Origin of the sequence: Paraburkholderia bryophila, from assembly GCF_003269035.1 — a bacterium.
Taxonomy (GTDB): Bacteria; Pseudomonadota; Gammaproteobacteria; order Burkholderiales; family Burkholderiaceae; genus Paraburkholderia; species Paraburkholderia bryophila.
On the sequence record NZ_QLTK01000001.1, the window covers coordinates 781,789 to 801,010 of the forward strand.

Consider the following 19,222-nt stretch of genomic DNA (forward strand, 5'->3'; position numbering starts at 1 on the left):
CATTCGGATGGAAAAGGACATCGATTTACTTGTAACCACTAAAATCGTCATTTAAAGGTTACTAACGCATCATGTAACTTGTCAAGACGATTTTTAGTGGTTACGATTGACGCATTACTTTTTCGCATTCGTCAGAAGACATGGACTACCGTGAGATTCCCGCGATCTTCGTGGCCGACGCGGCCGGCCTCGACTTCCTGAACTCCATCGCCACACCGGTGGATGAGCCCGCCGACTGGATCGGCGACGGCGCAGGCTTGCTGGCCTGGCTGGAACAGGCCGGGCTCGTGCCGCTCGCCGCGCTGGCGGAGATTCGCGCGCGCTCGACGGCCGCCGAACTCGATCGGGTCGCCGGGCAGGCGCGCGAACTGCGCGAGTGGTTTAGGGGCTTTGTGCAGAAGCGCAAGGGGCGCGCGTTGAGCGCAAAAAATCTGCGCGAGCTGGAACCGCTCAACCGGCTGCTGGCGCGCGACGAACAGCATCGCGAGATCGTCGCCGGTGTAGCCGGCGCCGCGAGCGTTTTCGAATTGAGTGACCAGCGGCGCTGGCGCTGCGCCGAATCGTTGCTGATGCCGATTGCCGAGGCCATGGCGAAACTGGTCTGCGAGGAAGACTTCACGTATGTGAAAGCGTGCGAGGGGCCGAAATGCACGCTGCTGTTCGCCGATCACACACGCGGACACGCGCGGCGCTGGTGCAGCATGGCACTGTGCGGCAACCGGGCGAAGGTGGCCGCTCATCGCAAGCGAATCAAGGAGCAGGAGACGGGTTGAAGGTGCGGGAACGTTAAGCGCGAACCACCCGGCATCGATCCCTCGCAATTTCGGCAGAGCCGCCCTATTTGTGCGATTATTTGCCGGCGCTGGCCTTCTGGGCGAAGCAGCCTGGGCCGCGTCGAACAGCCGATAGTTCGTGACACTCTCTTCGAGGCGTAGCCATGAAACCAGTCATCGCGCAGCTTGTCATCGTTTCCCTGCTCGGCACATCGGTTGCCGCGCTAGCTCAGCAACCTCATCACGACGATCAACACGGCGGCCCGCCACCTCACGGCATGCGAGGACACGGCGCACCGCGCGAAGCCGATAACGGCCGTGAGGGCGGCCCGATTCCGCACAGCGACTGGCATAAAGGCGAGCGGCTTCCGTCCGAGTATCGCGATCGCAGTTACGTGGTCGACAACTGGCACGAACACGGGCTGCATGCACCGCCGCGCGGTTATCAATGGGTCGGCGTGAATGGAGATTACGTGCTCGCCGCCGTGGCCAGCGGCGTGATTGCCGACGTGCTGCTGTCCGGGCACTAACCAGCCGGCACGGTAGCCATGCTGCTGCATCTCTTTCGTGGTCCCGGCCGCGTGTTCGGATTGACCGCCGACGCGAACGGCGCGAACCTGCCGGCACAGTTTGCCCCGTGGGCGCCGTTTAAGTCGGTTGAACTGAACCGGGACCGTGCCACGCCTGGCGTCGATTCAGCGGCATGTCTCGACGATATTGCGCAGCAGGGTTTTCATATTACCGATGCGCATGTTCGGATTGCCGATCAGTTCATCTGATCAGCACGCCCGATACGGCGCTCACATACGCTTGTCGTTGCGCTGCGCGCGGCTTGCGCGCCAGCGCAACAGCAGACCCATGAGTCCCGCGAAAACGGCGGTGCCTGCGTAGCCGGCGAAACGAATGGCGTCTTCGCTGGGCAGGCGGAACATCAGTAGCGTGATCAACGCGAGCGCGGCCACCACGGCCAGAAGCCGGACGATCCATTTCATCTGACACCTCCGCGTCCCAATGGTTGTGAAGTCAAGCGTCGCCTCACAGCCAGCATACCCGCGCACGCGGCAAAAACAATGTGCGGCTTTCCCGATCCGGGACTGCCCGGATTACGCTCCCGCTCCCCTGCCGCTGCCTTGCGCCTGCTGCAAAATAAACTCGATGAACGTCGCCGCCGCGCGCGTGTGATGCCGGTTCGGCATATAGAGCAGGTACATGTGCGTGCCGAAGATGCTCAGACGCCATTCGTCGAGCGCGGTCACTACCGCGCCGCGTTTCAGATCGTCCTGCACCACGTAGTCGGGCACGAGTCCGACACCCAAGCCCGCGAGCACCGCGTCGCGCAGAAACAGAAAGTTCTCGGAGATCAGTGTCGGCTCGAGCAGCACTTCGTGCCGCTCGTCGCGCCAATAAGCGGCCACGCGCAATTGCCGGCCGACCACCGCCGACGTGATCAACGGCGCGGTGCGCAGATCGTCGAGCTGAGTCGGCATGCCACGGCTGCCGGCGAACGCGGGCGACGCGCACGCGACATAGCGCACCGGCCCCATGTCGCGCGCGACCAGGTTTTGCGGTGGCTCGGACATCACCCGCACGGCGATATCCACTTCGTCGCGCATCAGGTCTTCGACACGGTTTTCGAACATCACGTCCAGCACGATGCCCGGATAGAGCCGCTTGAACGCGATCAGCCAGTCGGACATGACCAGTTGCCCGTAGCCGCTCGGCACGCTCAGCCGCACCCGCCCCTGCAGGCTCTGGCCGAGCGTGGCGACCGATTCGCGGGCGGCCAGCAGTGCGTTCTGGACCGCGCGGCCATGCTCGTAGAGTTGCAGGCCGATTTCGGTCGGCTCGACCCGCCGCGTGGTGCGCCTGACCAGTTGCAGACCGATCGAGCGCTCCAGCTGGTTCAGGTGATAGCTCACGTTCGCGCGGCTCATTTTCAGCCGGCGCGCGGCCTCGCTCAGGTTGCCCGCGTCGAGAATGTCCACCAGCAAGGTCAGCGAATTGACGTCCACGGCGGCGCCTTTGTCAAAATAATTTTGACAGTCTGTCAACCACCCATGTGATTGTCAATAAACCTTGACCGCCGCACAATCGCAGAATTCGCCAGACGCGGTCCGCCCGCGCGTGCCGCCAGGCATGGCGTCGGGCATAGCCGCAAGCCGCTACAGATAAACCGTTCAGGAGACACCCCATGCCCCCCACCCCTTCGACCGATGTCGTCACGCACGCGCTGCGCGGCAAGGTGCTGCTCGTGACCATCGACCATGCGCCGGTCAATGCCCTTTCCGCCGACGTGCGACGCGGCCTCGCCGCCGCGATCGACGCCGCCGACGCCGATCCGGCCGTGGAGGCGGTGCTGATCGTCGGCGCCGGGCGCAACTTCATCGCCGGCGCGGACATTCGCGAGTTCGGCAAACCGCCGGTGCCGCCTTCGCTGCCGGACGTGTGCAACCGCATCGAAGCGTGCACCAGGCCGGTGGTGGCCGCGATTCACGGCGCCGCGCTCGGTGGCGGCCTGGAAGTGGCGCTCGCCGCGCACTACCGGATCGCCGTGGACGGTGCGAAGCTCGGCCTGCCCGAAGTGCAACTCGGCCTGCTGCCGGGCGCGGGCGGCACGCAGCGCACACCGCGCCTGATCGGCGCCGCCGCCGCGCTCGACCTGATGCTCAGCGGCCGTCATGCGAGCGCGCAGGAAGCGCTGGCGCTGGGTCTGGTCGACCGTGTCGGCAGTAGTGACGATCTGCTTGCCGAAGGCCTCGCCTACACGCAAGAATTGTTGACGGCCCATGCGCCGGTGCGCCGCACGCGCGAGGCCACGGCACTCGCCGATCGCGCCGCGAGTCTCGCCGCGGTTGCCACGGCACGCGCGGACACCGCGAAGAAATCGCGCGGTCTGTTCTCGCCGCTCAAGATCGTCGACGCGGTCGAAGCCGCCATCGACCAGCCCTTCGACGAAGGCCTTCGCAGCGAACGCAAGCTGTTCCTCGAATGCCTCGACAGTCCGCAACGTGCCGGGTTGATTCACGCGTTCTTTGCCGAACGTGAAGTACTCAAGGCGCCTGAAACGCGCTCCGCCAGACCGCGCCCGCTCGAGGCCATCGGCGTGGTCGGCGGCGGCACGATGGGCGCGGGCATCGCCGTCGCGGTGCTCGACGCGGGCTTGCCGGTGACGATGATCGAACGCGACGACGCGTCGCTCGCGCGCGGCCGCGCGCACATCGAAAAGGTCTATGACGGCCTGATCGCGAAAGGCCGCCTGAGCGTGGAGAAAAAAACCGCCGTGATGGCACGCTGGAGCGGCAGCACGTCGTACGATGCACTCGCCAACGTCGACCTCGTGATCGAAGCCGTATTCGAAGATCTGGCCGTGAAACAGGCCGTGTTCGCCGAACTCGATCGCGTCTGCAAAAAAGGCGCGGTGCTCGCGACCAACACGTCGTATCTCGACATCGACGCGATCGCGTCGAGCATCTCGCGCCCCGCCGACGTCATCGGCCTGCACTTCTTCTCGCCCGCGAACATCATGAAGTTGCTGGAAGTGGTGGTGCCGAAGCAGGTCAGCGCCGACGTGGTGGCCACCGCGTTCGAACTCGCGAAGAAGCTGCGCAAGACACCGGTGCGCGCGGGCGTGTGCGACGGTTTCATCGGCAATCGCGTACTTGCCGTGTATCGCAGCGCCGCCGACGCGATGATGGAAGACGGTGCGTCGCCGTATCAGATCGATGCCGCCGTGCGCGCCTTCGGCTTTCCGATGGGACCGTTCCAGGTGGTCGATCTGGCGGGCGGCGACATCGGCTGGGCTACGCGCAAACGGCGCGCGGCGACCCGCAATCCCGCCGCTCGCTATGTGCAGATCGGCGACCGCCTGTGCGAGCGCGGCTGGTTCGGCCAGAAAACCGGCCGCGGTTTCTATCTGTATGCCGAAGGTTCACGCAGCGGTAAGCCCGACCCCGAAGTCGAAGCGATCATCGACGCCGAGCGCGAACGCGCCGGCATCACACCGCGCACGTTCACCGACGAAGAGATCGTGCGCCGCTACATGGCCGCGATGATCAACGAAGGCGCGAACGTCGTGCATGAAGGCATCGCGCTGCGGCCGCTGGACGTCGACGTGACCTTCCTGTACGGCTACGGTTTTCCGCGCTATCGCGGCGGTCCGATGAAATACGCCGACATGGTGGGCCTGCCGGCGATTCTTGCCGACATCCGCGAGTTCGCCAAAGCCGACCCGCTGTTCTGGCAAGCGTCGCCGCTGCTGGTCGAGCTGGTCGAACGCGGCGCCGACTTCGCGAGTCTGAACCAGACGGCCTGAAGCGACCGCTCTTTTGCGCCTGTCATGCAGCACGGCCGGTGGCGCGCGACAGCGCCCCGCCCCGCCCCGCCCACTTTTCACGGAACACGCCACTATGGATCTCAACTTCACCCCTGAAGAAGAAGCCTTCCGCGCCGACGTGCAGACGTTCCTGCGCGATAAGCTGCCGCAGCGTCTCGCCGACAAGGTGCACGGCAGCCGTCGTCTGACGCGCGACGACATGGCGCAATGGCATGCGATTCTCAACGCGCAAGGCTGGCTCGCGAATCACTGGCCGCAGGAGTTCGGCGGTCCCGGCTGGAACGCGGTGCAAAAATTCATTTTCGAAAACGAATGCGCGTTGGCCGGCGCGCCGCGCGTGGTGCCGTTCGGCGTCAACATGCTGGGACCGGTGCTGATCAAATACGGCAGCGACGCGCAGAAACGCCATTGGCTGCCGCGCATTCTCGACGGCTCCGACTGGTGGTGCCAGGGTTATTCGGAGCCGGGCGCGGGCTCGGATCTCGCGGCGGTCAACACGCGCGCGCTACGCGCTCTGGATACGCAAGGCGAGCACTACGTGGTCAACGGCCAGAAAACGTGGACCACGCTCGGCCACTTCGCCAACATGATTTTCTGCCTGGTGCGCACCGACACCGACGCGCGCAAACAGGCCGGCATCAGCTTCCTGCTGATCGACATGAACACACCCGGTATCGAAGTCCGGCCGATCGTCACGCTCGACGGCGAGCACGAAGTCAACGAAGTGTTTTTCACCGACGTGCGTGTGCCGGTCGAGAACCTCGTCGGCGAAGAGAACAAGGGCTGGACCTACGCGAAGTATCTGCTCACGTACGAGCGCACCAATATTGCGGGCGTCGGGTTCTCCGTGGCCGCCTTCAACCGGCTGCGCAAGATCGCCGCGAAGCAGCAGCGCAACGGCCGGCCGCTCGCCGACGATGCGTCATTCGCGGCACGCATGGCGCGCGTCGAGATCGATCTGGAAAACATGAAAACCACCAACCTGCGCGTGATCGCGGCGGTGGCGGGGGGCGGCGTGCCGGGCGCGGAGAGCTCGATGCTGAAGATTCGCGGCACCGAGATCCGTCAGGAAATCTCGTCGCTGACGCGTCGTGCGATGGGACCGTATGCGCAGCCGTTCGTCGAGGAAGCCTTGCACGATGGCTTCGATGGCACGCCGGTCGGCCCCGCCGAAGCAGCCAGCGCCGCGTCGCTGTACTTCAACAATCGCAAGCTGTCGATCTTCGGCGGCTCGAACGAAATCCAGAAGAACATCATTTCCAAAATGATCCTGGGACTGTAAGGGGCGCACCTCATGAACTTCCAGCACACCGAAGACCGCCGCATGCTGGCGGACTCGCTGAACCGCTTCGTCAGCGAGCAGTACGGCTTCGAAACGCGTGACCGGATCGCACGCTCGGCGCAAGGTTTCAGCAGCGAATTGTGGGGACGCTTTGCCGAACTCGGCGTGATCGGCGCGTTGTTCGACGAAGCGAACGGCGGGTTCGGCGGCGGCGGGTTCGATATTTCCGTCGTATTCGAATGTCTCGGCCGCGGGCTCGTGGTCGAGCCGTTTCTCGACACGCTGATGGTGGGGCAAGCGCTGGCGCGCAGCGGGAACGACACGCAGCGCGCGTTGCTGGAAGGGTTGATCGACGGCTCGCGGATCGTTGCGCTCGCACAGGGTGAGCCGGATGGGCATTATGAGTTGGCACGTGTTCAGACACGTGCGCAGCGTGATTGGCATGCCGATGCTGATGGCGGCTCGTGGCAGTTGAACGGCTCCAAGGCGGTGGTTCAACACGGCGAGCAGGCTGGGCTGTTTCTGGTCTCGGCTCGCACGCATGGCGCCGATGATGCGCAAGAAGGTATCAGCCTCTTTCTGGTGCCACGCGATACGCCCGGCGTCAACGTGCGCGGCTATCGCAAGATCGACGGCGGAGGTGCCGCCGAAGTGACCTTCGATCACGTCACGCTCGACCTTGACGCCTTGCTCGGCACAGCCGGAGAAGGTTTCGCGACACTCGAATATGCAATTGGCTGCGGTGTACTCGCGTTGTGCGCGGAGGCCGTGGGCGCAATGGATGTCGCCAAAGACCACACGCTCGACTATCTGCGCACGCGCAAGCAGTTCGGCGTGCCGATCGGCAGTTTCCAGGCCTTGCAACATCGCATGGCGGATCTGCTGCTCGAGATCGAGCAGGCGCGCTCGGCGGTGATCAATGCAGCGGCCGCGCTGGGTGCGCCGCGCACGACGCGCGAACGGGCGTTGGCGGCGGCGAAATACAGCATCGGCAGAATCGGTGCGAGGGTTGCCGAAGAATGTATCCAATTGCACGGCGGCATCGGCATGACGTGGGAGCTGCCGCTCGCTCACTACGCGAAACGCCTCGTGATGATCGATCATCAACTCGGCGACGAGGACCATCATCTCGAACGGTTTATCGCACTCGGACGGGGGGAGTAGCAAGTCAGCGGTCGTTGTGCCTGGAATGGCGGTGGCGGTGGCGGAAACAGATCGGGCAATCTGGTAGAAACTGGCGGACGTTCGGACCGCCGCACGATCGCTGGACCCGCAGAAGGCTTAACCCTGGTCAGCGCCGGAATAGAAAAAGGCCCTACAAGCGATGCTTGTAAGGCCTTGATTTCTTGTGGTCGGGGCGAGAGGATTTGAACCTCTCTGTATCGACCATGGAATAAGGCCTTCCCGGTAATTCGTCAACGTCAAACGCGCGTCGAATTGACAAGGTAACTGAGGCTCACTTTACCACGGAAGGCGCGGGTTTTCTCCGGGATCGCACTGGCTTGGTATGCGTATTCAGCCGATTCCCTTTTATCACCCGGCGTTTGCCATCATCAGTCGCCAGGACCAAAACCTTTCCTTTCATGGGCTCTGACATAACAGGAGTTTCTAATGGAAAACATTCCACAAATCGGCAAACAGGTCACTTGTGACTTCATCCCGGATGCCATGCTCGTCTATGCCACCCGAAATCAGACCATTTTCAACTGCGACGATGAATTGCTGACTGTCCGGTTCGACAGCACTGAAGCGCCGGTCGGCTCGGTCGGGCGACTTGTGGTGTCTCACACCCAGCGTGGAGCGCAGTGGCAATTCCGTCCATATCGTTTCCCAAACTGGCGCAGGGTCCCGAATCAGGATACCCCCACCACTTGGGTATGGCACTGTATCGAAACGGGCGAACTCATCACCACGACAATCGGTACTGTACCCGGCCGTGGGCCGGGCACCCCGCTGCCGCCAGATGATGCAAATCATCTGCCTTTCTAACGCAGGACACAGGAGGGCTAATTTGCCCTCCGTTTTTGCTCAAACCGATTCCACTATAAGCTCTGGCCATGGCGGCCAGCTTGCCGCAGCATCCATGGGTTTCAGTGCCCCAAGGATGTCCCAAGACTTGACGGTTTGGGGACATTTTTTTCGTGTATGATATTTCCAAGGTTCACGATGACTCCCGCCTGTAGACACTGAGAGTCTATGGTTATCGTGTCTCCTGATGAGCGCAGTATCTGCGTCGCCTGAAAACTGAAGGTGGGTGAGAGTCAGCGAACCAAGAGAGATATGCTGATTTCAAAAGAGCCAGACAGCCCTCGCTACTGAGAAGCACAGGGTAGCAAGTGGGAAGCCGGTAAGCGCACGCCGTTTTCCCACCCTACTCTAAGCGTCAAACACCCGTACCGGGCGTACCACCAAGCGCAGCCCCGTGCCTTGGCTACCAACCCTAACCGGCTCTCGCAAGCGCTCTTAGCTTGTGAGCCCGTATGTCCAAACTGCATCCCAAGGTTGTCATTGTCGACAACCTTCCGAGAATCCTGTTCGTCGAACAGTTATCGATTCTCATCGGCAAAACACCGACAACCATCCGCACCTGCGCAACTAACGCCAAGTATCAGCATCTCATTCCAAAGCCGTTCAAGACGCCGTACTCGCGGCGGCTCTGCTGGTACGAGCACGATGTGCTCTCTTGGATCGACTCGCATCGCCCCGACCCGGAACCCCTCCGCCGTCCACGCGGCAGACCCACGAAGGCGGCGCAGCTAGCCCGGCTGCGCCACGAGGAGCTCGCACAAAAAGGCAGGTGAGTGATGATCTCGCCAGCCAAGACTGCACTCACAATCGCCCAAAAACTTCAGGAAGAGTCCCGTCAGAATACGCTATGTGTGCGACGACCGAATGTACCGTTGCCCCAGAACGCAGTTCGGGTTCAGATGGCTTCTTGGCCGGATTCAGTCCGTGGCGTACCGAACATCTTTCTACGGTCTGCACTCTTCGGCGCGATCGCGAAGGGCAAGCGGCACTATGCCGAGCGTCTGCAACTCGCGACCTTCGACAGCGTGCATATATTTTTTACGGGTCAGATTTTTGACCAGGGCGATCTTGACGTCTACGCGAGCCTTCTACACGTCATGCGCGGCCAAAGAATGGGGGAGCAGTGCCGGGTAACCTCGTATGCGCTGCTCAAACTAATGGGCAAAGGCGACACGGGCAAGAACCGCGCGACACTTCACAGACGCCTGACCCGACTGCAAAGCGGCACCGTTGAAATCAAGCAAGACAATGGGGTTTGCTACACCGGCGGCCTGATCGGTAAAGCACTCAAGGAGGATGAAACACAGCAATGGTTAATCACGCTAAATCCCAGCCTACTTGCCTTATTTGCCCGTGATCAATTCACGCACGTTGACTGGGCCATGCGGCGCGAACTAGATGGCAAGCCACTGGCCCAATGGTTGCATGGCTTCTACTGCAGCCATGCCAAGCCGTATCCGCTGCGCATGGAAACGCTACTCAAGTTATGCGGCAGTCAGGATGGCAATCCACGTAGCGCACAACAAACGCTGCGCCGGGCATTGGGCGTGGTCAGCGATGCCAGCGAGGCTTACGGCCTGAAATTCCGCATCAACGTGCGTGGGCAGCTCGTATGTGTGGAGAAAGCGGTGCGTGGGGCACAGCAGCGGCACTTGGCCAAGAGGACTCAAGCTCCCCGGAAACCTCATGTCTGATGCCGTTTCAGCGCCTGCCGGATGCCGTTCTAGCACCTGCCGGATACCGTTCCAGCACCTGCCGGATACCGTTCCAGCGCCTGCCGGATACCGTTCCAGCGCCTACACTGGCCACAACAAAATGAGCGCCAAACCCAGCGCCGGAAAGGGTGCGTGCGACTCATCCTCGCATGCCTAATCGAATTTAATCTTTTCTAATCTTTTTTAATCGTCAATGTCCTCGCCGATGGCGGCAAAAAACGACGCCATCGGCAACCTTCACCGGATCACCCATCCTACGGATGGGGGCGCCATCGCCACGCCATAGGCGTGGATCACCGTTCAAGCTGAGACCGCCATCCGAACATCCGGGTGACGCTTCACCAGGCCATGTCGGGCGAAGTGGTGGAGCGCGTACGCAGCGGAGAATTGGACGCTGGTTTCACGCTGGCTGACGTTTCCGCAACGGGTCTGTCAGTCGACCGATTGAGCGAAATCGGCCTGGTCGTCGCGCTGCCACCAAAGTTCACATTGCAAGCCTATAGCCTAGGCTTGGCAGATATTGTGAACCGCCTCGGGAATCGTGGAGGCAGGTTGGTTTAAGTTGATGCGGGATCAGCGGCAGCTGTTTCAAGTTGCCGATGGTAATTTGCCTCAGCTTCGGCAGGCGGGATATCCGAGGGGTTCCATCAACCGATGATGATGAACTAGGCTACCCACTGCAGCGTTGCCAGTTCAACGGATTCCCGCGTTTTCCAGGTGCGGCGAAGAATCAGTTCAGCCTTGTACAAGCCATTGATCGTTTCAGCCAGGGCGTTGTCATAGCTGTCGCCCCGGCTGCCGACCGACGGTTCGATGCCCGCTTCGGCCAGCCGTTGGCTGTAGCGAATGCTGACGTATTGGGACCGTCTGTCCGAGTGGTTTATCAAGGTTCCGCCGTCGCCCGGGGCATTCCAGCCACATCCTGATCAGATGCAGCACACGCCGATCTACGATGCGTCGCGCGAGCGACAACATCAAGTCGGCGTGCGGAATACTGCCAAAGTAGTCCGCCAGGTCCGCGTCAACGACGTCCGTTTGCCCTCGGTGCAGCCGTTCCTCCACCTCGATCACCGCCTGCTGGGCATTGCGGCCCGCACGATAAGCGTACTGATCCGGTGGAAGGTCCGCTTCGAAGATCGGTTCGAGCACCAGCATCGCTGCTGTCATGCACAGACGTGCATAGCTGGACCATGGTGTGGGCATGCGCGACTGCTTTCCGTCACACATGACTTTGACTGGCTAAATCGAATAACTGCGGTAACGCGTGCGTATGTTCCCGCTGCATTGATCGGTGAGGTCGCGAGTTTTTTCTAATTTATAAGTAATAGTCTGCGCATGGCGAGCATCCGCTCGCGCGATTTCTCGATCGAAATCGCAAAACAGGAACCTCTATTAATTACGTCGCCTTCGGCGACCCATTTTTACGACCGCAAACCCTCGTGACGCATATGATGTCTCTTTATGCTGTCCTCGCTGACCTCATATCGACCGGCTTGTCACCCCGCGTATGTGCACTGCACACTGTACATATCGCAGTGCGCAGTGCGCAGTGCACATATCGCATTGCACATTCGATCAGCAAAGCGCGGACGCACTCGGCATCGCAGATCATCCATAACACGTATTGATAATTGTAAAAGTAGATTTATATTCCATTTAATCAGTTATACTAATTTATAATGATGGGAATCATCCTCGGTGTATGCGCCATGCTCCATTCCGACAAAATCCGCTACATGCAGCGCCTCCAGCAGGCTGCGACCCATCAGCACTTCTTCTATACGTCGGGACGAACGGACCTCGCGGGCTTCGACCGACTTGCAAAAAAATTCGCTGAAGCCTACGGCACGGAGCTCAGTCGCCAGACCAAGCACAAACGCCGAATGGCCGGTGAGGCCAGCACCTACCTGCATGCCGTACGATTGACTGCGCGGAGCGAAAACGGACAACGGTTTGTCGACTGGGTATTACTGGCAAGCGAAGGCCGTGGCCTCGTAACCCAGCGCGAGCAGCTTCAGGATCTACGCGATCCGCATTCGCGACTGAAATCATCGGATCAGCAACACGAACTGGTCCACGACGGCAAATCCTGGTCGTGGCGATTAACCCATCGCAGCTACAACCTGTGCCTCGATCGCATTCATCGGATCGCTTCATTGTCCCCGGATCGGCGCCGGCAGATCCAAATCGATGGCGTCTTGCGGGATGCCGATGCCGAGATCCTGCTCGACCGGCTTTACGCTGAGCCGGGTTTTCGTCTCGTGCGTCGGCAGGTCGGCAAGCTTGTCGCCGAACTACGGCGCGACTGGAAACGCCTGCGGCCGGCCAGTGGGCCGCAATTGTCCAAACGTTCTTTCCTTGCTTATGTCCGTTTCCTGCCGGATCGGCCCGTGATTAGTGGACTGACGCATGCGGAAAGACGCGAGGCCTTTCTGTGCGCATTTCCCGAACAGGCTGAAAACACGGTCGTTTCCCGGCGTTACTGATCAGACGTAACGCTTCAGCGTCCCCAAATCAACATGGCCAGGTGACCAGGGGCGCGATCGATCCAACCGCGCCGGAAATCACCGCCGACAATGCAACGACCACTTCCCGGCCCTGTGCGCGAGGAAACAGGCGATCTGCGATCGCAATCATCCTTCCGTCCATTATCGGGTCCTCCACTCTCTACGTTAGGTCAAGCCCGGTATCCGAACTCGTATATAGGCACGTGTTCGACATAACGATGTGCCACGACAACCAACCGGAGCCATCACATGTCGACTCGCGACCCCTTCCAGGAATTTCTCAACCAGATCCTGCACAATAACCAGCCCAACCAGGACCTCGTCGACGATGGGGTTCCTGCCCTGCGCCAGCTGTTCGCCATCGCCCACGAGGACTCGGGAGCGAGCTATGTCGTTACCCTGTTCCTGCTCGGCCTGTACAACTCGAAGCGTTTCCCGTTTCAGCTCACCGACCTGCGCATGCTCGACCGGGAATGCTTCGACGACGTACTTCGTGTTCTTAAGATGGACACCCTAGCCTGCTCGCACAGCATCGATCAATATTTTTGCCTTGGTACAAAACGCTTTGAGCAACTGGCGATCGACTGGGGGCTCATTGACTCATCCGACTAATTGACGCAACGCCCCGTGGCAATGCCACGGGGAGAAAGCCCAGGCACGGAATCGTTCTATCAGAACATCCGGTACTTTTTAAACGGAAGCCCATGTTGCTCAACGTAAGCGTTGGAGCTCTCGATGGCCTCCGCGTTTTCCTTCAGCCAAAGCTCGGCACGCCTGTCGGACATGGCGCGGGCAAGTTCCGCTTCTGTCACGTTCGAGACATCAACGCCCAGAATTTTTGCGTCAGAAAGAAGGTTTTCAGTCGGCGAGACATTTGCCCTTCTTTCCGGGATGCCGGTACAGGTTGCCATCGTCAATCTCCACGCTGATCATCAGTAAGCACAGCGTCAACACATGGTGTATCCTCTTCCCTGATTCTAGAACGCAAAATACGGCCCGGTTCCGCCCGGCGTCGAGGCATTGTCGATGGCGGCCTTAGCGCGCAGCTGGTGTGTCAGCCCCCAGGCGCTTCAGACCATCCACGAAGCCGCCGACGTAATCCGGGCTGAATTCGAACGTCAAACCCTTGCGAACCTCGTGTGCGACCGTCACCGGCTTGTAGCCGTCGCTCGTCGACTCATATTTCGTCAGCGTCTTGCCCGCGAAAATCCGGACAGGCTGATTCTGGCGATACGCATCCTCAAGCACGCTGGCCGGCAGGTCGATCATCTGGGTCCACGAGGCCCCGCTACCGGTGCTGTTGAAGCATTCGAGGTTCTTGATCGTCTCGCCATTCATGTCGGCGACGTGGCCGAGCGGCACATAGGTACCGTCGCTCTTCACCAGCCAGAACTCGATGCCCTGGCCCGCATGGAAACCGTGATAGCCATGCACGACCTCGTTATCGGTCGGGCAGCGCTCTTCCGGATGATTCGTGCGCCACGCATCGACAAAGCCACCGTTCACGATCACGCCAGCGACGATCCGGTATGCCTGTGCGTGCCCGGCCGTGTTGTAGTTCGTCAAGGCCAGTTGCAGATTCAGATCGAGCCAGCCGTGGAAATCCGGGTCGTTGACGAACTGCTGCCGGTAAAGCTGCGGTGCGGCATACGTCCGGACCATATTACAACCGTCGCAGCCGGGATATCCGGTCCTGACCGCGACCTTCCCGGCGACCTGGTCCCGCGTAAGCGGTGCGGTGCTGACTGCGCAGCCAGACAGCACAATGACACCCGCGAGCGATGCGGCAAACAGAAACTTCTTCATTGTTGATCCCCGAATAGAAAACGACGCGCAGCAGTGGACAGCATCCTGCCCACGGCATGGATGACAACCAGATGGATAGGCAGCTGGAACCTGAAAACGATTTAGGTCAGGCAGGCGCGTGCTCGGTGCGTCACGGCGAGGTATTTCGACTTTGACTTCTCAATTTCTGTGGCCCCGAGGTGCTGTCTTGTTCTTCCGGCGCAAATTTCCACCGGAGAGCTGCGTTATTTGTAGCTGTTACCTGAATAGGTTGCTACGATATTCGTAGCATGTCAACTGACAGCCTGATCATGCCAGGGAGCCATCCCGACGAGTCGATGTCATGTGGAGCATCCGCTTCCCGCGGAGTAGCCCGGAGACTCGCAACAGAAGGGAAACAAGATGAGGTCGCTGATACTGGCCTATAGCCGATTGGCCCGGGCACCGTTCATGATTCGGACATTGGTGGGTCTGCTGACGTTTGCAACGGCGGTCCTGATCGAAGTTTTGCTGGATGCTGTCTGGACGCATTTCCACATCGACCTGTATACCGCCGACCGCTTCGTGCACGTGGTCGCCTCGCCCATCGTCGGTCTGCTGGTTGCGCCCATGCTGTCTTCTCTCGCCCCCCTATTTCATGGAGTGCCGTCAGGCAGAACGCAGCGATTTGACGGTGACGATCCATTCGATGGAGGAAATGAAGTGACTTCTCATGCCCTGCGTCACGACGACTTCGATTTCCCCAAGCTTCACGACGACGACTCACGGGATTGGCCGGGACGTCTCGACTCGGGCGCGGACTGGCGCACTGATCCCAGCTATTCGTGGTTTTCGGAAAACATTTTCTACGACGATCCACATCGGTCGTGAAACCATGCGGGCTGACTATTCCCCGCGGGTTTCGCACGTCTCGAAGGAGTATCTCCAATGAATGCTTTCATGCGCGAATTCATCAAGGCGGCCAGGGAGGCCCCACGGCTATTCTTCCTGCCACTCACCGGTGCAATTGAAGCGGTTCGCCGGGAGGTGGGTGACAGCCGATGCGGTCGGGACCCGGAAGAGCCCGCCAATGCCCGCTCCCATCGTGGTATCCACGATTCGCGCTGATCGGGAATCACCGGGCACGGACCGAGTCCTATACCGATTTCCCTGACCTGATACGAGTCTTGGCGCTGACCCTATACATTCTTGCCGTCGGCATCCCGATTGTGATCGGCGCATTCTGGCTGGCAGTGAAGCAACTCGAAGCCGAGAAGGCGAAGAAAGCTCGCGACGAGAAGCGGCAGGCGTAGGCAGGTGCCTGAGGCACCACTCTCGATCGACGCCGATAGAACGCTCCTGACATCGACAGGCTTCCTTGCACCGGTTCGCAACCAGAGACCGGCTTGTCACCCTCTGGATTATCGCGCACCAACACTACGATCTTCGTAGTATCTGGAAAATCCATTAACTACGACATTCGTAACCTTGGAAGATACAGGGTTACGCAATGTCGGCAGCAGGAAATACGGTTTTTGGAAGTCGGCTGAAAGAAGCCCGGCTTCGCGCCGGCCTGTCGCAAAAATCGCTTGGCATCGCGGCCGGCCTTGATCCGTTCGTCGCCAGCACGCGCATTAATCGCTATGAACTGGATATCCACAAGGTGGATTACCCGTTCGCCTGCCGGCTGGCGGCTGAGCTTTCGGTACCCGTGGCCTACTTCTATACAGACGACGACGAACTGGCGGAATTGATCCTGCTGTACGGACAGGCATCGAAACGGGGACGAAGCCGGTTGCTTGCCGCTGCCCGCGAAATGTAATCGCACGCGGTCCTGGCGCAGACCCCGCCTGTATCGGTATACCCGCTGAACCGGCAACAGAAAGGAAAACTGCCGGGTTGAACTACCCCGGCAGCGGTTGTGCGCCACGTCCTGTGACGACTTTGGCCATGCGGCCGTCGGTCTGATGTTTTTACTACGTCGTTTCTCCGTGAAAATGAGCAGGGCTGCCACGCCCTGCCATGGTTCAGAACACACTCGTACACTTCAAAATACCGCCCCGGCCTTTCGCTCCGCCCGGACAACCGTCAGGTCTGCCCTCGCATCGCTGCTAATCAGCCAGTCTCCCTCACCTTTACCTTGCCCGGTGCCACCCGGGCTCTATCGGTATGTCGGTGATTCCCACGTTAGTCACGTACGTCGACATGACACGCCGCCGCGCTCTGCTATCAATGATTGGCCCTGTGGGCCTACCCCGCCTTGCGGCGGGTTTCAGGGGGGCGAGGTTCCAGAGCCCCTCCCTTACTGCATTGACGCTTCATCACGCCCTGACTAGCTGATCCACCTCCCGGCGAACCAGCCAGCGGCTTGTCACGACTTACCCGGATGCATCCTCTGCGGATGCAACGTACGGCTTGAGCTATCCAGCGATCTCATTAGCTTGCGCCAACAAGTACCAGACGATCCAGATTTCTCCTCACGTCCCTGCGCCATTCCTGACGCCTCAGCAGCCCACCGCCCGGGACACCGTCCAACCCTCTCGGGCCGCCCGTTGTCGGGATTCCCACCCATTCGCACGTGGCAGGGTTACCTCAGTCACCTGAGGCCCCGTGTCCGTGTCGCCCAACTTCCCGCTCCGCAGAACTGGATTGGGTCGAAGGGGACATTGCAGCCCCCAGCGCCCTGCGTAACGTGGCGAGCCCGATTATGGGCACCACGCTTCAGCGGTCAATTTCAATCGATTGGCAGTCGACTGAAACAGAAGTGCACGAACATGTCTGGGATTGGCAGCCCCGGCACATTCAGGAGAGTGTGTAGACCACCGATCCTTTCACAGATCGCATAGTTATCCTAACAGCAATTCCGGAAATCACCATACGCGCGCCTGTTATAGGGATATTCGTCGAGCGGCAGGGTAACGGGTACGCATACTCGGCCGATCCCGTTTTATCAATTCGCGTTCGCCATCACCCGCTGTCAGGCCAAACACCAATCCCATCGTGGCCCGGCGCAACAGGAGAATGAGCAATGGAAAACGTCCCTCAATCCGCAAAGCACGTCGCGTGCGATTTCTTTCTTGATGTCGAATTGCTTTGTATCGTGCGCGATGAGGCGGTGTTCGATTTCGGTGAAGAAGTTCGCGTTATCCGGCTGGAGAACAGTGCAGCGCAGGTTGGCGAAGTCGGGCGCCTGGTGGTATTTCACACCGGGCACGGCGAACGGTGGCAGTTTCGCCCCTATCGATCAGGCAGCTGGCGCAGGGTGCCCGAACTGGACACCCCGTCATGCTGGACCTGGCGCTGCATAGAAACCGGCGAATTCACCGCCACCGCGATCGGCACCCTGCCGAGCCGTAAGCCAACCGCTCATCTTCCACCGGAAGATGAGGGCAACGGGTTGCCGTTTTAATGAAGGACACAGGAGGGCAAATCGCCCTCCTGTTTTGACTTGAGGCGTCCGACCGGCCGAGTGCAACCCGAAGCTGCCTGTGGATGACCTCCCGCCGGAAGGGCGGATTGCAAAGCTGTAGCGGATGTCCGAAATGCTATATGAAGAAAACGTAGCCGAGAGAACAAATTGAAAGTTGACATGACGGTCGGCGATCGACGCAGAGCTGCTGTGGTGCCCGTGCCAGCGCTGCTGCGAGACCATGAAAGTGAGCGAGCGCGTGTGCCATTCGCGTCATTGGAATTCCCCACGCTCCGTAATTCGCAAGAAGTGTCATCTCCTTCCCTCTAGGGGTTCGATCAGGCAACTCCGCGTTTTATCCAGAGATCTCCAAATGCCTTGTCCGCATCAACTTTCCGCGAAAGCACATACTCCAGAAAATCCTCGACATCATCTTCTGAGGGTACATTCGGTACCGCCTCAAGTTGTATGAGTTTTCGGAAACCGCCGTAGTGTTTATGTAACGTTATGAGGCCGACCCCGAAGCGGCTGCAGGCGGACTCCATGGCTTCCAGTCCCTCTAACTCAGCCCCTTTTGCCCATTCAAGTACCACATATGCCTCATGTGCAAATTTGCGATGGGATGCTGCTTCATAGATAGCTTCTACATTCCATCTTCGCCATTGCTTTACTTCGTAAGTAAGTCGTCACGATAAGCTTATCGATACGTTGTCGCGGATAGTTCCGGACTGAAAATTTGACAACATCCGGATTAGTCCACTTGCCACGATTGCGAAGCGATCCGATATCGAAGCCAAACGCGTTCTCTTCATTGTCGTAGGCTTCATTGTCGATAACCTTAATCAGCTCCTGATAGAGATCGGCCTCTTTCCCGACGGCCGATTCTGGTGAGGGAACAAGATGTTTTACGCCCTTGGCGGTTAAGGCTATGCCGCCTGAGTGGCAGCGATATTTCTCAATCAACGCTTCGCTGAGAAGTTCTTCTTTCAACAAGCCATATCGTTGATCGGAGACGTTCAATATCGTTTTTGCCTGTTGATTCGATGTGCCGCCTTCTTCATTTAGCAACCACAAAAGACGATCTCGATCGGTCGGTTTAGCCATAGGAATCTTGGAAGTGAAGGATGAAAGCGTTCGGTTTTGGGGTGACCAACCCGCTGGCAGCACGATTATGTTACCTCGATATCTATGCTTTCGGGTATAGCCGACGCGACTGACATAATCCGCGCACGTCCGTTGTCTGGCGCGGAATCGACGTTTGAATGTCCGCCGTAGTGCGTAGTGGCCACACCCCGCCCGACGCGATCGGGTCTGTTCGGTAGAGTCGAGATGTGGCGCGGTGGCAGTAGGTTCGGTTTGTCTGTTGCCGCCCCTTTCGTCTGGCGGTGCCCGAGTAACCTCGCCCTAACTC

Annotated in this window: 23 protein-coding genes and 1 pseudogene; 17 read left to right on the top strand and 7 right to left on the bottom strand. The window is 59.8% G+C overall.

Going from position 1 to position 19,222, the window contains the following annotated elements; translation table 11 throughout:
* Positions 1 to 140 precede the first annotated feature (140 nt).
* The 3 genes from BX591_RS03415 (at position 141) to BX591_RS03425 (ending at position 1,552) form a co-directional block, all read left to right on the top strand.
* Positions 141 to 773, top strand: coding sequence for a CGNR zinc finger domain-containing protein (locus BX591_RS03415; RefSeq protein WP_111929292.1), 633 nt, complete (start codon positions 141 to 143; stop codon positions 771 to 773).
* A gap of 164 nt (positions 774 to 937) precedes the next feature.
* Positions 938 to 1,303, top strand: a complete 366-nt coding sequence (locus tag BX591_RS03420; protein WP_111929293.1) for an RcnB family protein — start codon at positions 938 to 940, stop codon at positions 1,301 to 1,303.
* Positions 1,304 to 1,321: 18 nt separating this feature from the next.
* Positions 1,322 to 1,552 (top strand): hypothetical protein, encoded by a 231-nt coding sequence (locus BX591_RS03425; protein ID WP_111929294.1) that lies wholly within the window; start codon positions 1,322 to 1,324, stop codon positions 1,550 to 1,552.
* A 21-nt stretch (positions 1,553 to 1,573) separates the two neighbouring features.
* On the opposite strand, the gene BX591_RS03430 is transcribed toward BX591_RS03425, so the two are convergent.
* The gene (locus tag BX591_RS03430) at positions 1,574 to 1,765 is read right to left on the bottom strand and encodes a hypothetical protein (protein WP_111929295.1); all 192 of its coding nucleotides are present in this window, start codon (positions 1,763 to 1,765) and stop codon (positions 1,574 to 1,576) included.
* Between the two features lie 111 nt (positions 1,766 to 1,876).
* Positions 1,877 to 2,785, bottom strand: coding sequence for a LysR family transcriptional regulator (locus BX591_RS03435; protein WP_111929296.1), 909 nt, complete (start codon positions 2,783 to 2,785; stop codon positions 1,877 to 1,879).
* 179 nt (positions 2,786 to 2,964) lie between these two features.
* Between BX591_RS03435 and BX591_RS03440 the strand changes: the two genes are divergently transcribed.
* The 7 genes from BX591_RS03440 to BX591_RS37290 all read left to right on the top strand — a co-directional run bounded on the left by BX591_RS03440 (position 2,965) and on the right by BX591_RS37290 (position 10,692).
* The gene (locus BX591_RS03440) at positions 2,965 to 5,085 is read left to right on the top strand and encodes a 3-hydroxyacyl-CoA dehydrogenase NAD-binding domain-containing protein (RefSeq protein ID WP_111929297.1); all 2,121 of its coding nucleotides are present in this window, start codon (positions 2,965 to 2,967) and stop codon (positions 5,083 to 5,085) included.
* Between the two features lie 94 nt (positions 5,086 to 5,179).
* On the top strand, positions 5,180 to 6,388 hold the full coding sequence (locus tag BX591_RS03445) for an acyl-CoA dehydrogenase family protein (RefSeq protein ID WP_111929298.1): 1,209 nt from the start codon (positions 5,180 to 5,182) through the stop codon (positions 6,386 to 6,388).
* 12 nt (positions 6,389 to 6,400) lie between these two features.
* A complete protein-coding gene (locus tag BX591_RS03450; protein WP_111929299.1) occupies positions 6,401 to 7,552 on the top strand; it encodes an acyl-CoA dehydrogenase family protein in 1,152 nt (383 codons plus the stop codon).
* 447 nt (positions 7,553 to 7,999) lie between these two features.
* Positions 8,000 to 8,377: a hypothetical protein gene (locus tag BX591_RS03455; RefSeq protein WP_111929300.1), complete on the top strand. Its 378-nt coding sequence runs from the start codon at positions 8,000 to 8,002 to the stop codon at positions 8,375 to 8,377.
* A 491-nt stretch (positions 8,378 to 8,868) separates the two neighbouring features.
* The gene (locus BX591_RS03460; protein WP_111929301.1) at positions 8,869 to 9,189 is read left to right on the top strand and encodes a hypothetical protein; all 321 of its coding nucleotides are present in this window, start codon (positions 8,869 to 8,871) and stop codon (positions 9,187 to 9,189) included.
* Positions 9,190 to 9,192: 3 nt separating this feature from the next.
* Positions 9,193 to 10,110: a plasmid replication initiator TrfA gene (trfA, locus tag BX591_RS03465; protein ID WP_111929302.1), complete on the top strand. Its 918-nt coding sequence runs from the start codon at positions 9,193 to 9,195 to the stop codon at positions 10,108 to 10,110.
* Positions 10,111 to 10,455: 345 nt separating this feature from the next.
* Positions 10,456 to 10,692 carry a LysR substrate-binding domain-containing protein gene (locus tag BX591_RS37290; RefSeq protein WP_420849320.1) on the top strand — a complete coding sequence of 79 codons (237 nt, stop codon included), beginning with the start codon at positions 10,456 to 10,458 and terminating at the stop codon, positions 10,690 to 10,692.
* Here the strand turns inward: BX591_RS37290 and BX591_RS03475 are convergent.
* Positions 10,689 to 11,024 (bottom strand): annotated as a pseudogene (locus tag BX591_RS03475) (integrase core domain-containing protein); the annotation flags it as partial. The gene BX591_RS37290 and the pseudogene BX591_RS03475 sit on opposite strands and share 4 nt — an antisense overlap.
* 816 nt (positions 11,025 to 11,840) lie before the next feature.
* Between BX591_RS03475 and BX591_RS03485 the strand changes: the two are divergent.
* Positions 11,841 to 12,617 (top strand): hypothetical protein, encoded by a 777-nt coding sequence (locus tag BX591_RS03485; RefSeq protein WP_111929304.1) that lies wholly within the window; start codon positions 11,841 to 11,843, stop codon positions 12,615 to 12,617.
* Between the two features lie 270 nt (positions 12,618 to 12,887).
* On the top strand, positions 12,888 to 13,250 hold the full coding sequence (locus BX591_RS03490; RefSeq protein WP_111929305.1) for a DUF7673 family protein: 363 nt from the start codon (positions 12,888 to 12,890) through the stop codon (positions 13,248 to 13,250).
* Between the two features lie 59 nt (positions 13,251 to 13,309).
* On the opposite strand, the gene BX591_RS03495 is transcribed toward BX591_RS03490, so the two are convergent.
* Entirely contained in the window at positions 13,310 to 13,549 is a 240-nt protein-coding gene (locus BX591_RS03495; RefSeq protein WP_111929306.1) for a type II toxin-antitoxin system CcdA family antitoxin, read from the bottom strand.
* A 124-nt stretch (positions 13,550 to 13,673) separates the two neighbouring features.
* The gene (locus BX591_RS03500; RefSeq protein ID WP_146749721.1) at positions 13,674 to 14,300 is read right to left on the bottom strand and encodes a hypothetical protein; all 627 of its coding nucleotides are present in this window, start codon (positions 14,298 to 14,300) and stop codon (positions 13,674 to 13,676) included.
* A 525-nt stretch (positions 14,301 to 14,825) separates the two neighbouring features.
* Between BX591_RS03500 and BX591_RS03505 the strand changes: the two genes are divergently transcribed.
* The 5 genes from BX591_RS03505 (at position 14,826) to BX591_RS03520 (ending at position 17,811) form a co-directional block, all read left to right on the top strand.
* Positions 14,826 to 15,293 carry a hypothetical protein gene (locus BX591_RS03505; RefSeq protein WP_111929308.1) on the top strand — a complete coding sequence of 156 codons (468 nt, stop codon included), beginning with the start codon at positions 14,826 to 14,828 and terminating at the stop codon, positions 15,291 to 15,293.
* A gap of 57 nt (positions 15,294 to 15,350) precedes the next feature.
* Positions 15,351 to 15,530: a hypothetical protein gene (locus BX591_RS03510; RefSeq protein ID WP_111929309.1), complete on the top strand. Its 180-nt coding sequence runs from the start codon at positions 15,351 to 15,353 to the stop codon at positions 15,528 to 15,530.
* Between the two features lie 59 nt (positions 15,531 to 15,589).
* A complete protein-coding gene (locus BX591_RS37120; protein ID WP_276330760.1) occupies positions 15,590 to 15,715 on the top strand; it encodes a hypothetical protein in 126 nt (41 codons plus the stop codon).
* Positions 15,716 to 15,912: 197 nt separating this feature from the next.
* Positions 15,913 to 16,224, top strand: coding sequence for a helix-turn-helix domain-containing protein (locus BX591_RS03515; RefSeq protein WP_111929310.1), 312 nt, complete (start codon positions 15,913 to 15,915; stop codon positions 16,222 to 16,224).
* A gap of 1,206 nt (positions 16,225 to 17,430) precedes the next feature.
* The gene (locus tag BX591_RS03520; protein WP_111929311.1) at positions 17,431 to 17,811 is read left to right on the top strand and encodes a hypothetical protein; all 381 of its coding nucleotides are present in this window, start codon (positions 17,431 to 17,433) and stop codon (positions 17,809 to 17,811) included.
* Positions 17,812 to 18,149: 338 nt separating this feature from the next.
* On the opposite strand, the gene BX591_RS03525 is transcribed toward BX591_RS03520, so the two are convergent.
* Both BX591_RS03525 and BX591_RS03530 read right to left on the bottom strand, forming a co-directional pair.
* Positions 18,150 to 18,404, bottom strand: coding sequence for a hypothetical protein (locus BX591_RS03525; RefSeq protein WP_111929312.1), 255 nt, complete (start codon positions 18,402 to 18,404; stop codon positions 18,150 to 18,152).
* A 37-nt stretch (positions 18,405 to 18,441) separates the two neighbouring features.
* Positions 18,442 to 18,915, bottom strand: a complete 474-nt coding sequence (locus BX591_RS03530) for a hypothetical protein (protein ID WP_146749722.1) — start codon at positions 18,913 to 18,915, stop codon at positions 18,442 to 18,444.
* Positions 18,916 to 19,222 lie beyond the last annotated feature (307 nt).

Coding starts and splice junctions, on each gene's coding strand:
- BX591_RS03415 (WP_111929292.1), top strand. CDS start 141: ATGGACTACCGTGAGATTCCCGCGATCTTCGTGGCCGACGCGGCCGGC.
- BX591_RS03420 (WP_111929293.1), top strand. CDS start 938: ATGAAACCAGTCATCGCGCAGCTTGTCATCGTTTCCCTGCTCGGCACA.
- BX591_RS03425 (WP_111929294.1), top strand. CDS start 1,322: ATGCTGCTGCATCTCTTTCGTGGTCCCGGCCGCGTGTTCGGATTGACC.
- BX591_RS03430 (WP_111929295.1), bottom strand. CDS start 1,765: ATGAAATGGATCGTCCGGCTTCTGGCCGTGGTGGCCGCGCTCGCGTTG.
- BX591_RS03440 (WP_111929297.1), top strand. CDS start 2,965: ATGCCCCCCACCCCTTCGACCGATGTCGTCACGCACGCGCTGCGCGGC.
- BX591_RS03445 (WP_111929298.1), top strand. CDS start 5,180: ATGGATCTCAACTTCACCCCTGAAGAAGAAGCCTTCCGCGCCGACGTG.
- BX591_RS03450 (WP_111929299.1), top strand. CDS start 6,401: ATGAACTTCCAGCACACCGAAGACCGCCGCATGCTGGCGGACTCGCTG.
- BX591_RS03455 (WP_111929300.1), top strand. CDS start 8,000: ATGGAAAACATTCCACAAATCGGCAAACAGGTCACTTGTGACTTCATC.
- BX591_RS03460 (WP_111929301.1), top strand. CDS start 8,869: ATGTCCAAACTGCATCCCAAGGTTGTCATTGTCGACAACCTTCCGAGA.
- trfA (WP_111929302.1), top strand. CDS start 9,193: ATGATCTCGCCAGCCAAGACTGCACTCACAATCGCCCAAAAACTTCAG.
- BX591_RS03485 (WP_111929304.1), top strand. CDS start 11,841: ATGCTCCATTCCGACAAAATCCGCTACATGCAGCGCCTCCAGCAGGCT.
- BX591_RS03490 (WP_111929305.1), top strand. CDS start 12,888: ATGTCGACTCGCGACCCCTTCCAGGAATTTCTCAACCAGATCCTGCAC.
- BX591_RS03495 (WP_111929306.1), bottom strand. CDS start 13,549: ATGGCAACCTGTACCGGCATCCCGGAAAGAAGGGCAAATGTCTCGCCG.
- BX591_RS03500 (WP_146749721.1), bottom strand. CDS start 14,300: ATGGTCCGGACGTATGCCGCACCGCAGCTTTACCGGCAGCAGTTCGTC.
- BX591_RS03505 (WP_111929308.1), top strand. CDS start 14,826: ATGAGGTCGCTGATACTGGCCTATAGCCGATTGGCCCGGGCACCGTTC.
- BX591_RS03510 (WP_111929309.1), top strand. CDS start 15,351: ATGAATGCTTTCATGCGCGAATTCATCAAGGCGGCCAGGGAGGCCCCA.
- BX591_RS03515 (WP_111929310.1), top strand. CDS start 15,913: ATGTCGGCAGCAGGAAATACGGTTTTTGGAAGTCGGCTGAAAGAAGCC.
- BX591_RS03520 (WP_111929311.1), top strand. CDS start 17,431: ATGGAAAACGTCCCTCAATCCGCAAAGCACGTCGCGTGCGATTTCTTT.
- BX591_RS03530 (WP_146749722.1), bottom strand. CDS start 18,915: ATGGCTAAACCGACCGATCGAGATCGTCTTTTGTGGTTGCTAAATGAA.